Origin of the sequence: Gilliamella sp. B3783, assembly GCF_026536125.1 — a bacterium.
GTDB lineage: Bacteria > Pseudomonadota > Gammaproteobacteria > Enterobacterales > Orbaceae > Gilliamella.
Genome location: NZ_JAFNOU010000004.1, coordinates 216601 through 231908, shown reverse-complemented (window position 1 = coordinate 231908; position 15308 = coordinate 216601). Strand labels below are relative to the sequence as shown.

The 15308-nt window shown below is 34.4% G+C and carries 13 protein-coding genes; 3 read left to right on the top strand and 10 right to left on the bottom strand.

What is annotated here, in order from left to right; translation table 11 throughout:
- Positions 1-20 precede the first annotated feature (20 nt).
- The 9 genes from J3U59_RS05800 to J3U59_RS05760 form a co-directional block, all read right to left on the bottom strand.
- Positions 21-494: a DUF4418 family protein gene (locus J3U59_RS05800; protein ID WP_267333484.1), complete on the bottom strand. Its 474-nt coding sequence runs from the start codon at positions 492-494 to the stop codon at positions 21-23.
- 21 nt (positions 495-515) lie between these two features.
- Positions 516-1175: an ABC transporter ATP-binding protein gene (locus J3U59_RS05795; RefSeq protein ID WP_065634679.1), complete on the bottom strand. Its 660-nt coding sequence runs from the start codon at positions 1173-1175 to the stop codon at positions 516-518.
- A 9-nt stretch (positions 1176-1184) separates the two neighbouring features.
- Entirely contained in the window at positions 1185-2327 is a 1143-nt protein-coding gene (locus J3U59_RS05790) for an ABC transporter permease (protein ID WP_267333485.1), read from the bottom strand.
- 19 nt (positions 2328-2346) lie between these two features.
- Positions 2347-3636, bottom strand: a complete 1290-nt coding sequence (locus tag J3U59_RS05785) for an ABC transporter permease (protein WP_267333486.1) — start codon at positions 3634-3636, stop codon at positions 2347-2349.
- Between the two features lie 21 nt (positions 3637-3657).
- A complete protein-coding gene (locus J3U59_RS05780; protein ID WP_267333487.1) occupies positions 3658-4908 on the bottom strand; it encodes a Fe-S-containing protein in 1251 nt (416 codons plus the stop codon).
- A gap of 102 nt (positions 4909-5010) precedes the next feature.
- Positions 5011-5574 (bottom strand): iron transporter, encoded by a 564-nt coding sequence (locus tag J3U59_RS05775; protein ID WP_065634676.1) that lies wholly within the window; start codon positions 5572-5574, stop codon positions 5011-5013.
- Positions 5575-5702: 128 nt separating this feature from the next.
- Entirely contained in the window at positions 5703-6899 is a 1197-nt protein-coding gene (locus tag J3U59_RS05770; RefSeq protein WP_267333488.1) for an FTR1 family iron permease, read from the bottom strand.
- A 12-nt stretch (positions 6900-6911) separates the two neighbouring features.
- Positions 6912-7541, bottom strand: coding sequence for a nitroreductase family protein (locus J3U59_RS05765; protein ID WP_267333489.1), 630 nt, complete (start codon positions 7539-7541; stop codon positions 6912-6914).
- A gap of 365 nt (positions 7542-7906) precedes the next feature.
- Complete coding sequence (locus J3U59_RS05760; RefSeq protein ID WP_267333490.1) at positions 7907-9325, bottom strand: hypothetical protein; 1419 nt, start codon at positions 9323-9325, stop codon at positions 7907-7909.
- 864 nt (positions 9326-10189) lie between these two features.
- Here J3U59_RS05760 and J3U59_RS05755 point away from each other — a divergent pair.
- Complete coding sequence (locus tag J3U59_RS05755) at positions 10190-11116, top strand: TIGR01212 family radical SAM protein (RefSeq protein ID WP_267333491.1); 927 nt, start codon at positions 10190-10192, stop codon at positions 11114-11116.
- Positions 11117-11710: 594 nt separating this feature from the next.
- Here J3U59_RS05755 and J3U59_RS05750 read toward each other — a convergent pair.
- Positions 11711-12649, bottom strand: coding sequence for a DMT family transporter (locus tag J3U59_RS05750; RefSeq protein WP_267333492.1), 939 nt, complete (start codon positions 12647-12649; stop codon positions 11711-11713).
- A gap of 735 nt (positions 12650-13384) precedes the next feature.
- Here J3U59_RS05750 and J3U59_RS05745 point away from each other — a divergent pair.
- The gene (locus J3U59_RS05745) at positions 13385-14515 is read left to right on the top strand and encodes a glycosyltransferase family 4 protein (RefSeq protein ID WP_267333493.1); all 1131 of its coding nucleotides are present in this window, start codon (positions 13385-13387) and stop codon (positions 14513-14515) included.
- Positions 14502-15305 (top strand): lipopolysaccharide core heptose(I) kinase RfaP, encoded by an 804-nt coding sequence (gene rfaP / locus J3U59_RS05740; RefSeq protein ID WP_267333494.1) that lies wholly within the window; start codon positions 14502-14504, stop codon positions 15303-15305. The genes J3U59_RS05745 and rfaP overlap by 14 nt, the downstream gene beginning before the upstream one ends.
- The last annotated feature ends 3 nt before the right edge of the window (positions 15306-15308 follow it).

Below are 15308 nucleotides of genomic sequence, written 5' to 3'. Positions count from 1 at the left end.
TAATTTTGCTAGCTTATTTGTTACTCGTATCTTTTGGATATTTTATTTAAATAGACTAAATTGATGATTGATACCACAAATGATAATCCAGAGAGTAAAACCAAAGCAGGTTTAGCGCCCATATTGCATCGCATCATTTCGTTAGGGCAAACACCAATTAAAATAGTTGGAATCGCGGCTGCTAATAACGAGATGCAAGCTAATGACATTGTTAATCCCATACGAACAAATATCGTGCGGCTAAATAGCATTAAAACTCCAACGGCTATGACTAAACTACCGATGCCAAGTTCTGCTCTTAACGTCCAAAAACATCTCATAATTTTAGCGGGTGCACTATGCATATGTTCACTACCTGCTGCTTGGCTCATTGCATCAACCGGCATAGCTGAAGGTTCTGGTAAAGGGCAAACAGGTAAAATATACATTGGAAACAATATCAATAATGCGCCTAGCATGATAAAAAACAGGGATGAAATCATGCGATTTTTCATATAATAAACCTCATTTAATGGTTAATTATCAATAATACTTGCCACTTTACCGTGTTCAAGTACAACTGTAGTTTGAGCATGCCGAGATACCTCAGGTGAGTGAGTCACCACTATAATAGTGCTCCCTTCTTCATGCAGTTGATGTAATAAATTCATAACCATTGCTTCATTGTTTTCATCTAAATTACCGGTTGGTTCATCGGCTAAAATTAGTTTAGGATAGTTAATTAATGCTCGAGCAATACAAACACGTTGCTGTTCACCGCCTGATAATTGTCTTGGTAAATGTTTTGCTCTGGCCGCTAAACCAACGCGCTCTAGAGCCTGTAATGCTTCTTTTTCGTCAACCATACTGTGATAATACTGCGCTACCATTACGTTTTCTAACGCTGTTAAGTATGAAACCAGATGAAATTGTTGGAAAATCAATCCAATTTTATCACGACGGATTTCGGTCAACTGGGGTAGAGAAAGCTGGGTAATATCTTGCCCATCAAAAATTACTGAGCCTAATGACGGTTTATCCATACAACCGATAATATTCATCAATGTCGTTTTACCACTACCTGAAGGTCCCATAATAGATAACCATTTACCTTCCTCAACAGCTAAATTCACGTCTGAAAGTGCATGTAGTGAGCCATATATTTTTGATACATTCTTTACTTCGAGTATATTCATACTTAGATCCTATTCACCTCGCAATACGAGTGCGGGTTCAACTTCAAGAGCACGTTTTACCGGAATTAAACATGCTATTACCGTAACAAGAGCAGAAATAATAATTGTTGTTGGAATAAGATAAAACTCAATAATTATTGATCGCCCAAAGACATTAGTACTAATAACTTGTGCAAAAACAAGCCCACAAACTACACCTATCATGCCACCAATGATACCTAATACCAACCCTTCAGCTAAAAACTCTTTAGCTATGCTTTGATTATTTGCCCCAATTGCTTTTTTGAGTCCAATTTCTTTACGGCGCTCCATCACAACAGTCATCATCGTTGTCGCAACGCAAATCATAGTAAGCACTAACACCACAAAAGTGACCAAATAAAGTAATGATGAGAGTTTACCTAAAACTGAAGACTCTGATTGTGTTACCCATTTTATTAAATGGGGATCGATAGTATTAATGTGGCTTTTGATTGTTTCAACATAGTGTTTTAATTCTGCTTCAGTAGCAGTTATACTCACTTCAACCACTTCAGCCTGATCGGATTCTTCAAGTAGCACTTCTAAATCATGTAAATCAATAAATATAAATCCATCTTCGGCTCGCCCTGTTTTAATAATGCCTGTAATTTTAAGATCTTCATCAAAGCGCGAATCTTGTTTAGATTTACCCGAAATCGGCATCGTACTGCCAATTTTCAGTTTGGTAAAATTAGCAATATCGGTACCAATCATGATTTCATTCGGATTTTTAGGTATGCTTCCTTCGATTTGCCAATAAGGGCTAGTTTTGGTCACTTGTTCGAAGTTAGTACCCACAATGGTATAAGGATGCTGATTGCTACGAATAGCATCATAACGAAAAGGCGTGACGCCTAAAAGCTTGTCTTGAGGAAGTAAATTTACTGCTTGTTTCACATCAGCAAGTGGCATAGTCGGTTGATTATTAGCGGGCATAAATAATAAATTTGCGCCATAAGAACGAAACTCTTGCCCCATTTGACGCGGAATATCATAGCATAGTGTTATCATTCCAAGTAAAACAGTAGCACCAATAGCAACCCCTAGCAATGCAATCATAATTCGCGAACGGCGACGAATGAGTGAGCTAAAAATGGTTTTGATAATAAAGCGTCTATTTTTATTCATCATAAGCGACTTACCTTTGTTTTTATCGACCATGTAATACATCTGTTGGACGTAAAAACATCATTATTCGTAAAGCGGGTAAACTACCGACAAAGGTAATTAAACCGACCATAATTAATACTAACGGAATAATAATCATTTTCGGCTCGACAAATGAACCAAATACCGTGTGACCAATAATTTGAGCAAACCCCAAGCCAATAAAGTAACCAAAAACTCCACCTAACAAGGCAATAATCAATATTTCAGTTAATATCAGCATTGCGACCGCTGTATTTGTTGCCCCTAATGCTTTAAGTAAACCAATTTCAGTGCTTCGCTCAATAACATTGGCAGTAACTAAATTTGAAATTGCCAACGCCGAGCAAATTAACGATAAAATGGTTAATAGCAACATAAGTAATTGTGTTTTTTGCAGTATAGAACCTTCAGATTCAGCGACTTGCATAATCGCTTTAACCCGAACATCAGGCATTAATTCTTCAAGTTGATAAGCAATTGAACTAATGTAAGCGGTACAATACCAAGTATCCCATTCAGTTCTTGATAAACTATTTGGATCTTGTGCTGCTTTACGTGCCAATTCGTTTTCTGGTGTGGTTAATGCACTCACTTCAACTCGTTCAACAAGCCCTTCTTTATTTGCTAACTTTTGGACCACCGGCAAGGAAACATAGAGCTGTGAATCTTCTACGCCACCACTGTGGAAAATATTATTAACTGTTAACGTTAATGAATTATTTGTTTGTGGAGAGGTAATATTGATGGTATCACCTAACTTTAAATTCCACTGTTTAGCGACAGTTTCGCCCACCATGACACCTTGTAAATTATCATCTTTCATGGTGTTACCTTCAATTGTCCACCATGATTTCATGGCTAACATACCGGTATCAACTTCATCCCCAGTTGGAATAGTCAGGTGTTTATTAAACCAAGTGCCCACAATGGTAATAGGTTTGCCATTCAAATTAGCTTGAGCTGTTAGATAGGGAGCAAAATCGACAATGTTATAAGCCCAGAAGATCATCTTAATTTTGACTAAATCATCTTGTTTAATGTACTGCATAGCTTGTTGTTTGCCATTATTATCGTCGAGTTGGTACATTTCACTAACAAGCGCTGTTCCGCGAGGGACAATATTTAAATTAGCACCATAAGCCTTTAACTCTTGATTCACTTTATCACCAACATCAAACATAACATTTAACATGGCTGTTGCAAGTGAAACACCAAGTGCTACTGTCAAAGCAATTAAAAATAATTTCTTTTTTTGACGCACTAATACACTAATTAACATTCTGCGAAACATAAACTCTTCCTTTGGTAACCTTTACTTAAAGCGTGCTTTTTCCGCTTCTAGGTTTGCGGGACGAATAACCATATTCCCATTAATAATTTCATACTTAAGTGGAACAGGATTACAACCACCTGAAAAACCAATCGTTGCAATATTCATCACGACATCACATAAAATACAGACAACTTGATTACCGCGTTGATAGTAACCACTTGCACCGCAAATATCACAGGCATCAAAACCCACACCATAGGCGTTTTCGCTTTTTTTAATCACAATAAAACGAACTAATGTACCATCGGTAGCCTTGTAACCATATCGATGTAAATTACCATCATTGACATTATCTAATGGAATAACAATTAAACCATCGGCATTAGGGGAAACTGGTTCAGCAGGCGTAAGTTCAACACCTTTTTCAAAAATGTAACGTGCTCTTGTTACCGTATAAGCAGTTATTGCTGCACCAGCAATTAGTAATAACGAAGTACGTCTATCACTACGTAACTGTGCGTTAAGTTTACGAATTTGCGCTGGATTGCTGCCAACTAATGACGTTGTTTTGGATTGGATATATAACGCTATGGCTAATAACAACACTATTGCCATAAAAATAAAGATAAAGAAATTAACGTGACCTAATACAAAAATCACCAATTCCATCATCCATTTTTGTGGTTTAATAAATCGCCTTACAATTAAAATTTGGATCAGATTGATACTATTTTGAATCGTAAATATAAGCAAAGCGATCAGAATCGTTGTTTGAACGAATTTATTTGATAAACGCCTACATAGACGGAAGGTAAATACAGCGATTAATCCAGCAATGAGTAAAGCAAAGCAATAACCAACCCATTTGAATAAATAATCGTTATTAAAGATAGACTCCATCCCAACTGAAAATTCAAAGGGATAAAGCATTAAATTCGGTAAAAATTGTGCAGCAATTAATCCAATAGCAAGCACAGATAGTAGGGTAAATAAAATTTTGCCGAGCTGGCAATTGATTGGTGTTTTTAGTATTGCGCAGATAAACAACGGTATCGCAATTATCATCCACAAGGTGATGATGCCAAGGTCATAAAACTCACGAACAGCAAAACCTGTATTTCGCTTCAAAATAGCATAAATTAATGCTGCAAGTAGTCCTATTATAAAACCGAAGGTAAAAATTTTGTTATTATAATTAGGTATTGCTCTAACTATCATCGCACTTAACAGTGCTAATACAACAATGGGAACAAAAGTATTATCGGTGATTTTTATAAGGTATTGAAGCATATTAATTGCCTAATGGTTACAACCTATTATGGCGAGTGAAAACCTCGCCATAATAAATACTACAAAATATTAAGTATAACTGATACTATTTTTTAAATATCATTACCATGCTCGAGGAATATAATCAAAATCCCAAGAAACTTCAATTGGTTTAGTCCAAAAACGTCCTTCGACTCCGGTTTCTTTATCTACATGCAATAAATAACCTTGTTTTTCTGGATTTTCGATAGTAAATGTGACTTTATATTTACCTGCACCATCAAGTTTAATATTGTTACCATAATGCGGACCATCTGATGCGTTCATTGGCATAAAGTTACCTTCGATGGCTTTATCACTACCTTGTTTTTGGATCTTATATTTAACCGTTAAGTAAGGAACAAAATCGCCAACACCATAACCAAGTTTATTGCCTTCTGCTGCTGAAATATCTGCTTCAATGTGCATATCAGATTTTGATGCAGGTAAACCACCCATGCCAGCTGGCTCCATATCTACAGGTTGAAAATAAACCGCACCAATATGTAATGGTCCAACTGTCACTTCATCACCGATTGGAAACTCTTCAAAACCTTTTTGTTCACCTGGAGCAGGTGCTGCTGCATACGCAACAGATGATAATGCAAGTATTGACGAAATACCCGCAACTAGTACTAATTTTTTCATTGAAAACTCCTTTACTTTTATTTAATTACTTATCATTAAAGCAATCACTACTTTCTTTGCTATTTAAATTGACTTCGAAATATCATTAATCAACATCTAACCAACTTTTAAGCAACAAATTAAATGGATCAAACGTTTTGTTTATTATGTTTAGCTTTTAAATAAACCACTGATATGATAACAACTAATATCATAAATATTTGTGGTATTAACGTTTCAATGGTTGGATAAATCCCTAAAATATCGATTGAATGCACAAAATCAACCGGCGTTACAGGAATTATATCGGCTTCTTGTAACTCTTTTACTCCACCTCCAGCAAAAGCTATAGCCATAATATACATTAGTGTACTTGTGCCAATAAAAAATGGTCTAATTGGTAATTTCATGGTACCAAAACGAATTAGCATAAAGATAATAGCAAGCACAATACAACCTACAGCTAAACCATACCACACCATATCCATATGATCTTTAGCTTCAGCCAACATTGCTTGGTAAAATAAAATAGTTTCAGCACCTTCACGGAAAACAGCTAAAAAGGCGGCAAATCCCAATGCAAAACGACTACCCGATGAAACTGCCGTTTGCACTTTACCTTCAACATAGTTTTTCCATGCTTTTGCTTCAGCCTTTGAAAACATCCAATTACTGACAAAAAATAGCACGACGGTGGCAAGTAACATTGCAACACCTTCTATCATTTCTTGATTAGCGCCACTAATATCAAAAATAGAGTGAAGCGCAATTGCCGCTAAAACACTGGCAAATATTGCAAACAACGAGCTCATGTAAACAACTTTAACCATAGGTAAGTTGCCTGAACGCACTAAATAGGCCGATATAGCAGCAATAACTAAAATAGCCTCTAATCCTTCACGGAAAATAATAATAAATGAAGCTAATAAAATACTCCAACCGCTCTCTTTTTTACCATCGAGCTCATTGGCATCTTCATGTAGCATTTTTAATAAAACGTCGATTTCTGCTCGTACTGTTTTATTTGGTGCACCATCAGTCATTAAACGTTTTATTTTAGCAAATTGGTATTCGGTATCGGTACCACGTTTGCCAGAAATATATGACATCACAGCCCTTTCGACACCATGCTTTTCATAAAAACCAAAATAGGCGTTATTTACGCGCTCTTTTGCTCTATCACTGTCTTTCATAAAATAGATATCGTAGGAATCATTGAGTATGCTATCCATTTCATCAATGATAGCATTCCAGCTTTGATATTTTTTTTCAGCAGCGTAAGAAGAGGGAGCAAAAACAATCACACTTGTAATTATCAACAATACTACTGCAAGAAATCGTTTCACTTTTTATTCCTTTTATTTTCCTAGTAACATAATACCAATTGGTTTACTATTTTCAGGCAATTGCAACGCTTGGGATATGGCATCTGGTTTAATAGAATGGATATATCTGGCGCTTAATTTTAACGCAGCAGCACTAAGGTAGATGTTTTGACTCATTGCACCCACAGCTATTTGGGCAAAATCATTAGCTTGATCTGCTGGCGTATCTGTAAGGGAGTTTTGATCGAACACAAAAATTAAAGAATAAGCTGCACGCTTGGTAAAGTTTTGCATCGCAATATCGGCACGGATGTCTTTATTATTAATTTCACGTAAATATTGACCATCCCATTCATATAAAAAGGTCCCTTTTTCACTAGCAACATACAAACGAACATAAGGCGCTTTACCATTCGCCATTGGTACCGTCCACCCTGTTTTACCACGATTTAAGCCACTTGCAGCCCAAAGCACTGTGGATAATTCATCATCGGATAAATTACCTATAGGAAAACCACCACCGGGGGTTGAAGCTCGTTTTTTTAGACTTTCAAATAGCCCCATTCCATCTTTGGTTTGAGGATTGGGTAAAGAAATATCTCCATAACATAACGATATTGAAAATATTGATGACAATAAAACAATAACTAATTTGCGCATCATGCAAGGCACAGTCCACCTCTAGCTAACTTGTAATGATTGCGATATCTTATTGCTAATAATGTTAATGATCAACAACAAATAATAATAATTATCATTTGACAATCAAAAAATAGTTATAATTTATTTTTAATAAGATAACTTAATATTTCAGTGGGAATTTTTATTTGATTTGATTTTCAATGTTTTACTTATACCTATCAATACTTGAATTGGTTATATTTTAACCTTAATTTGCGATTTGCTCCGACGCCAATATGGCTTTTATACCAATTTTTGCTATGCAAAAATTGGTATAACGTCGCAAATAAACCGATAGATAATGTAACTAAATTAGCTAAATTAAAAGAAATAACATAACTATTGAATTACCAATCCATCCAATCTGGGGTAAAACAAAAAGTAGAATAAATAATTGTTTGACCTAACTGCGCCGATATATTTCCATCTCTTGGACGAACAACTAAATAGTCCCAATCATCAATAGTTTTTTGTTGAAGCCTTCTACCTGTCCAATAATAATTATCTAAATTAACATTTAAACCGTAATTGGTTAAATTTCCCCATTCACTAAAAACACCACCATTAATATGACGCCAATAACGCCCACCATCTGTTGTTGTATGAATATTCGGATTATTTAACCCAGATATATATCTTGTTACACCTTCAAACATGAAAGAACCAGATGCAGTCGTAAAGTCAACCGGATCGGGTAAACGATATTCTTGAGCCGTTATTGTTTCTTGGCGACCTGGTTGACCATCAAGCGCAAAACACCAGTTAGCTTGTCCAGCACTCGTTTCTAGTTTATCTTTATCGCGAACAACAAACCATTTTTGTAATTCAAATCCATATTCAACCACCTTCACACCATTCAAATTACCTTGTATTTTAAAATTCGCAGGTAACACCGAGGGTTTACGTGCAGTTGCACCATGTTCACTAGAGGTCGGTGCAGGCCCATTTAATGTTACCCTTACACTGTCTTTTGTAATATTACTTACAGTTGCAGTAATATCACCCACTTTTACTGTTGGCCAATTTAAATTATCCATCCCATTGGTTATTAATAAATCGAAATACACACCATTTCCAGCTAAAGTAGGGAAATTTTGATTATAATTTCTTGATAAACCCGATTGTGTTATAAATCCTTTTGATGTATCCCACATATTGATTGGACCAGCAAAAATACCCGTGCTATTTTCCATACTACCCGGCCTAGCATAACAAGCATATGGCTGAGTATCATGAGGATAGATATAATATACAGCAGAGTCTTTTACATACGTTTTTTGATTTGGAATTCCAAAAGCAGTTTTTAGTTGAACACCATCATTCGAATCAATTGTTATGGTCAGTTTATAAGGGGCAAAACATTTTGAAGGTAATTCATTTAAATCAGAGGCTTGTAATTGTAAACCATTTTTATCTTGCCAATTGGCATTTATCGCACCTGATATTGTAAAATCGCCATCACCATCAATATCTTGTGCTAAATTGGTACCTAAAGTATAGTTTACCGTATCGGGTGTTACAATGGTTTGAACACTTTTAAACGTATCGCCTGGATTATTAAAATAAATGGCTTGGACTCTATCCCAATTACCATTTTCGTTTAATTTCATCATATTTCCAGCTGGATCACTTAAATAAACATCATTACCAATTTTGATAGTTAATAAATTATCATTAATACCGTTAAATAAAATAAATGGAGAAGATCCTCTGATAGTGGAAGAAGTTTTAGCGGTTAATGCATCGACAATTGGCGTATTAAACATCCATAAACAAAAACAAATAACAAGTGAAACTATTTTAAGGGTAGACCAACTAACTGAGAATACTAATGTGTTGAAAGAGGAATGAAAATTTGTTGTTTTAACAATTTGATTACGACAAATTACTAAAAAGATTAAATCATCAAAATTAACGATGCCCGATGCCCGATGCCCGATGCCCGATGCCCGATGCCCGATGCCCGATGCCCGATGCCCGATGCCCGATGCCCGATGCCCGATTTTGAATATATTTTATCATACTTTTCCCAATCAGTATATTTATTTAATATTTCTTATGAAAATTCAAGTAAGTAAATTGAAAGCAATATTATCGTTTTAATACAAAATAATTAAATAATCATTTTGAACTATCATAAATCAAACTAAATTTATTGTAATAAACTTTTGTGTAAAAATTTGTAAGCTATTTTGTAATCTACCTTATTATTCATATAATTCGATAATTGGCTTTTTTTCATATTGATTAGTTAAAAAATATTTAATTTTAAGACTTATATTGTTAATGAACTTTTTCGATGAATAAAATGTTTAACATTGTTAGTAACAGCAAGCAATATATTGGTTAACTCGTTGTATTATAAAGCCATAACGAACTCCTCACGTTTCTGTACTTATAAATCTCATTTGTGACTTTTTTAATTGATTTATAAAAATTCTTTGCTTTTAATACTGATTATATTATCTAAATAAACTCAAATCTGCCTTTGACACAAGCTTTAAGTAACGCTCATTGGTTAAGTAAAATGGGTTAGAGCTAACCAGATTATTACATTGGGATTTTTGTTATATCTTGATGTTCAATAGCTATCTTCGTAGAATGGGCAAAATTTTTATTTTGGGTTTGTTATGCAATTACATTTAGTGGTTAATACCTTTGGCGCTGATTTGCAGCGACGTTATGGTGAAAAAATTTACAAACTCACGTTACATGGTGGATTTACCTGTCCTAACCGTGACGGTACTATTGGTCAAGGAGGGTGTACATTTTGTAATGTCGCCTCCATTATTGATGAGTCAATTCAAGTTAAGTCGATTGCAGATCAGTTAACTTCACAAGCTCAGCAAATGAAAAAATCGAAACGTTACCTTGCCTACTTTCAAGCTTATACCAGTACTTATGCCGAAGTTGAAATCTTAAAAAATATGTATGAAGAGGCGCTAAATAGTGCTGATATTGTTGGGCTTTGTGTGGGAACCCGCCCTGATTGTGTACCCAATGAAGCACTTAATTTATTAGCTAATTATCAAGCTAAAGGCTATGAAGTTTGGCTAGAGCTAGGTTTACAAACCGCACATGATAAAACGTTGCATGCAATTAATCGTGGACATACCTTTACTGATTATCAGCAAACAGTACAAAAAGCACGTAAGCTGGATATTAAAGTGTGTACCCATTTAATTATTGGTTTACCAAAAGAGAGTAAACAAGATAATTTAGTGACTTTAGATCAAGTGCTTAATTCTGGTGTGGATGGTTTAAAACTGCATCCGTTACATATTGTCGAAGGCAGTATTATGGCTAAAGCGTGGCGTGCAGGTCGGCTTGATGTATTATCTTTGGAGCAGTATGTCGATATTGCAGGTGATGTTATCAGGCAAACCCCAGCGGATATTTTATATCACCGCATCTCGGCTAACGCCAGAAAACCGACCTTACTTGCCCCTGATTGGTGTGAAAACCATTGGCAATCGATGAATGCTGTCGATCAAAATTTACGTCAATTTGGCGTGCAAGGAAGTGCCATTGGTGACAGTTATTGTTTTAAAGCATAAAAGAGTTTAATGGATAATATCCAGATAGTTAAACATGCATTAAGTGATTTACTAACCGAAAATATTGCTATTAATTAATTGTAAAATATTTTGCCAGCAATTATCAGTAAACCATAGATGGAAAACGATTAGCTACAGTGAATTTATTGCCCATAGGCAATTACTGCATAGTGTAGTCAAATAATTGTCGTTATAGATGCAATAAGTCAATCCGGGGATCAGGTTTACACCCATCATTTTGTTAAAGTGACAAAATAGACAAACGTATCAGTAAATTTGAGGTTTTTACTTTATTTGAGATCGCCAATCACAAAATCATCATTTGTAATGAATAAACTCGGTAATTTTGTGGTAATAGTGATGATAAAGATCTAGGTGCCTAACATTGATTTTAGGTTGGTTAAAATATTGAGTTCAATCACCATAAAAATAACTAGGCGGCGAGTTATCTTTTTTGTTAATCAATGAGATCGGCTTAAGGCAATTATGTTTAACAATTGGTATAAAACATTCGGCACACAGGCCGAATGAGTATAATGCTTCAATTCCAGCAGTATAACTATCTCAAATTTTATTGAAAAAATTCGTTAATCTTTATTGATTATCTGCTGTTTTTCCTCGCGTTATTAACTTTTTAAAAATGCTGAGCGGTAATTTAGTTATAGCAAAACCACATAACATAATGATTGTACAAATAATAAAACGGGTTGAAATGATTTTATGCTCATAAATAGAGGAAATCAAAATTGCAACGACTGGAAAAATAATAAAAATGAATGATAAAACAACAGGGCTCATTCTTTTCAACAAAAAGAAATAAGCAATAAAACCAAACACCGAAGCAAAAATACCTAAATAAATTAATGCGAGCCAACTAGTTAAAGAAATAAGTTGGAAATTGTTTTCTTCAAACAAGAAACTTAACAAGCACAGTACAATTCCAGCGACGCCGATAGGTAAGGTATTAAAAGTAAATACATTGATGCCTGCACCTGCTTTTTTGGAGTATACATACAAAAAACCATGCATCAATGCTGCTAAAAGTATTGATATAACACCTAAAAAATCGGTATACGAAAGAATAAATCCTTCAGAAACTAAAATATATATTAAGCACAAAAAGCCTACTGTAATACCGATTAATTGATTCAAATAAATCTTATCTTTTAAAATTATTTTAGCAAAAATAATAGAAAAAATAGGCATAGTACTAAATAGAAGTGATGTTAAACCTGACGATACATACTGTTCACCAAAACTAATTAAGAAATAAGGAATAGTAAAGTAAAATAGGGTTAATAACAGGAAAAAATGTAATGATTTTCGAGGAAACAATATTGGTGATTTAGCGATAATAGTAATTAATACTAAAAACGGAAATGCAATAACAAAACGTAAACCAGCCGCTAACAGTGGGTTAACGGTTTCAACAGCAAACTTAATGCCAATCCATGTTGTTCCCCATGTAAAACAGACAACAATAAATAACAATAAAATAATATATTTATTGTTAAAAAAAACGTCCTTATTCATTTTAAATTTTACTAACCAGATTATATGTAATAGATTTGGCAATATAATATAAAATGCATAAGATTGTAAACATCAAAGTATCTCAAGAATTAATAAGCATTTTTTACGGTCAAACGTTTTACTTTCGTTAACTTTGTATCGATAAGCAAATGGTGATTGAGTTATTTTGTTTTTAAATATTTGGCAATTAAAATTCTTTCACTAAATTAGTGGATATTTAGATCAACTGAGAATAAACAAGATAAATCGTCTAAAAGCAAGTCTTGCTTTAACCAGATTCAAGCTAAATATACGTTCATTTTAATTAGATATTAATCATCATTAACTTCTTTTTACCCGTTAAAAATAACTGATTTTTCAATACCAATAAAAGATTATGGTTAAGTTTGATCATAAGCTGCAACATAGAATGACACTGATCCTATAACAACTATCATTATTGATTTAACGTTACCTCTTACCTCTATTTTTTGCTTATAGGGTGAAGTAATATTAATAATATTGAATTTTTTGTCGATAACAGAATGTTCAATAAATGTGATGAATCTTTGTGAAAAAGGATTCATCATTCAAATGATTTACACTTATCGATTATTTCGCTATGAATAAGATTACTCGATACTTATAAACTCGTCTGTACTAAGCATTGTGATAAGGCTCACTACTAAAAATCAAACTTTGCGCAACAATCAATACTGAGTATATAATACCCCTTTATTACTCGAGGCAATTTGCATGCAATTAGCTTTTTGTATCTATAAATATTTTCCTTATGGCGGTTTGCAACGTGATTTTTTGCAAATTGCTAAGGCTTGTTGTGATCGTGGTCATAAGATCCGTGTTTATGTCATGGAGTGGCAAGGCGATATACCTGATGAATTTGAAGTTATAAAGGTCGCCAAAAAGGGCTTTTCAAACCACAGCCGAAATCAATCTTATTATAATTGGGTTAAAGCTCATCTTGAGTCCAACCCTGTTGATTGTGTTGTCGGTTTTAACAAAATGCCTGGCTTGGATGTCTATTTTGCTGGCGACACATGTTTTGCCGAAAAAGTAGCACACAAAGGTTTGCTTTATAAATTATCTAAACGATGTCAACACTATTTAGCTTTCGAAGATGCAGTATTTAATGCCGCTCATCATACAAAAATAATGGTGCTAACTAAACAGCAAATTAGTGATTTTGAAAAATATTATCAGACTCAACCTTCACGATTTTATCTGTTACCACCGGGCATTGCATCGGATAGAAAATACCAGTTAGCATCGCCTCTTAAAGGTCAACAATTTAGACAAGCCAATCAAATTGCGCTTGATGCTTTTGTGATAGTGCAAATTGGATCTGACTTTAAACGTAAAGGGGTTGATCGTTCGTTAAATGCTATTGCCTCCTTACCCATTGAGTTGAGGCAAAAAGTAATTTATTTAGTCGTTGGGCAAGATAATGCGCAACCTTATCAAAAAATGGCTAAAGCTTTGAATATTGGCAATCAAGTCAGGTTTTATTCTGGCCGTAATGATATCCCTGATTTTCTTTTTGCAGCCGATCTATTATTACACCCAGCAAGGCAGGAAGCTGCTGGCATGGTATTAATTGAAGGTTTAGCCGCAGGTGTACCAGTCATTGTCTCTGGTATTTCTGGTTATGCTTATCATGTCTACGATGCCGATGCTGGTTTTGTACTGATTGAACCTTTTGTGCAAGCAGATTTAAATTGCGCGCTTGACAATGCGATAACCAATCAAGCGCAACGATTGATCTGGCATAATAATGCTATATATTACGGTCAAACTACTGATTTATACCACTTAGCTGAGCGTGCTGCCGATATTATTTTAGATTGTGATAATCATGAACGAAATTAAACTTAAATCACCTTTTGCACAATTATGGAAAGATAAAGATCCCTTTCAAGAAGTTGAATTAATATCGGGAAAAGTTTATCGGGAAGTAAAACAACGTAAAACATTAAATTTCCAATTTAATGATGAATCTTATTTTATTAAGATTCATCGAGGTACAACAGTTAAAGAGATTGTTAAAAATCTTTTATCACTACGTTTGCCTGTTTTAGATGCTAAACAAGAATGGGATGCGATTGCTCGTTTAGAACAAGCCAAAGTTAATACTATGGATGGACGAGCATTTGGTCGAAAGGGCCTAAATCCCTTAACTCGCCATTCATTTATTGTTACTAAGGATTTAAACCCAACCATTAGTTTAGAAGACTTTACAAAAACATGGCTAACTTCGCCACCCAATTATCATTTAAAACGTTCACTAATTATCTATTTAGCTAATATGACAGCAAGAATGCATGCAGCTGGTGTTAATCATCGTGATTGTTATTTATGTCATTTTTTACTTGATATACCATTATTTGAACATCAAAAACAGATTAAGTTATCAGTGATTGATTTACACCGAGCTCAAACACGTAATAAAGTGCCTAGACGCTGGCGTGATAAAGATCTGATCGGACTTTATTTTTCATCAACGAATATTGGCTTAACAAAGCGCGATATTTGGTTATTTTTGAAAGTCTATTTCAATAAACCCCTAAAAACCATTTTGCTTGATGAGCATAAATTAATTAGCAATACAGAACAAAAAGCAGAAAAAATACGTAAACGCACCGAGAAGTATAATCTTTAACAA

Bases quoted from the DNA above. Each gene is read 5' to 3' on its own strand.
- J3U59_RS05800 (WP_267333484.1), bottom strand. From the start codon at position 494: ATGAAAAATCGCATGATTTCATCCCTGTTTTTTATCATGCTAGGCGCA.
- J3U59_RS05795 (WP_065634679.1), bottom strand. From the start codon at position 1,175: ATGAATATACTCGAAGTAAAGAATGTATCAAAAATATATGGCTCACTA.
- J3U59_RS05790 (WP_267333485.1), bottom strand. From the start codon at position 2,327: ATGATGAATAAAAATAGACGCTTTATTATCAAAACCATTTTTAGCTCA.
- J3U59_RS05785 (WP_267333486.1), bottom strand. From the start codon at position 3,636: ATGTTTCGCAGAATGTTAATTAGTGTATTAGTGCGTCAAAAAAAGAAA.
- J3U59_RS05780 (WP_267333487.1), bottom strand. From the start codon at position 4,908: ATGCTTCAATACCTTATAAAAATCACCGATAATACTTTTGTTCCCATT.
- J3U59_RS05775 (WP_065634676.1), bottom strand. From the start codon at position 5,574: ATGAAAAAATTAGTACTAGTTGCGGGTATTTCGTCAATACTTGCATTA.
- J3U59_RS05765 (WP_267333489.1), bottom strand. From the start codon at position 7,541: ATGATGCGCAAATTAGTTATTGTTTTATTGTCATCAATATTTTCAATA.
- J3U59_RS05760 (WP_267333490.1), bottom strand. From the start codon at position 9,325: ATGTTTAATACGCCAATTGTCGATGCATTAACCGCTAAAACTTCTTCC.
- J3U59_RS05755 (WP_267333491.1), top strand. From the start codon at position 10,190: ATGCAATTACATTTAGTGGTTAATACCTTTGGCGCTGATTTGCAGCGA.
- J3U59_RS05750 (WP_267333492.1), bottom strand. From the start codon at position 12,649: ATGAATAAGGACGTTTTTTTTAACAATAAATATATTATTTTATTGTTA.
- J3U59_RS05745 (WP_267333493.1), top strand. From the start codon at position 13,385: ATGCAATTAGCTTTTTGTATCTATAAATATTTTCCTTATGGCGGTTTG.
- rfaP (WP_267333494.1), top strand. From the start codon at position 14,502: ATGAACGAAATTAAACTTAAATCACCTTTTGCACAATTATGGAAAGAT.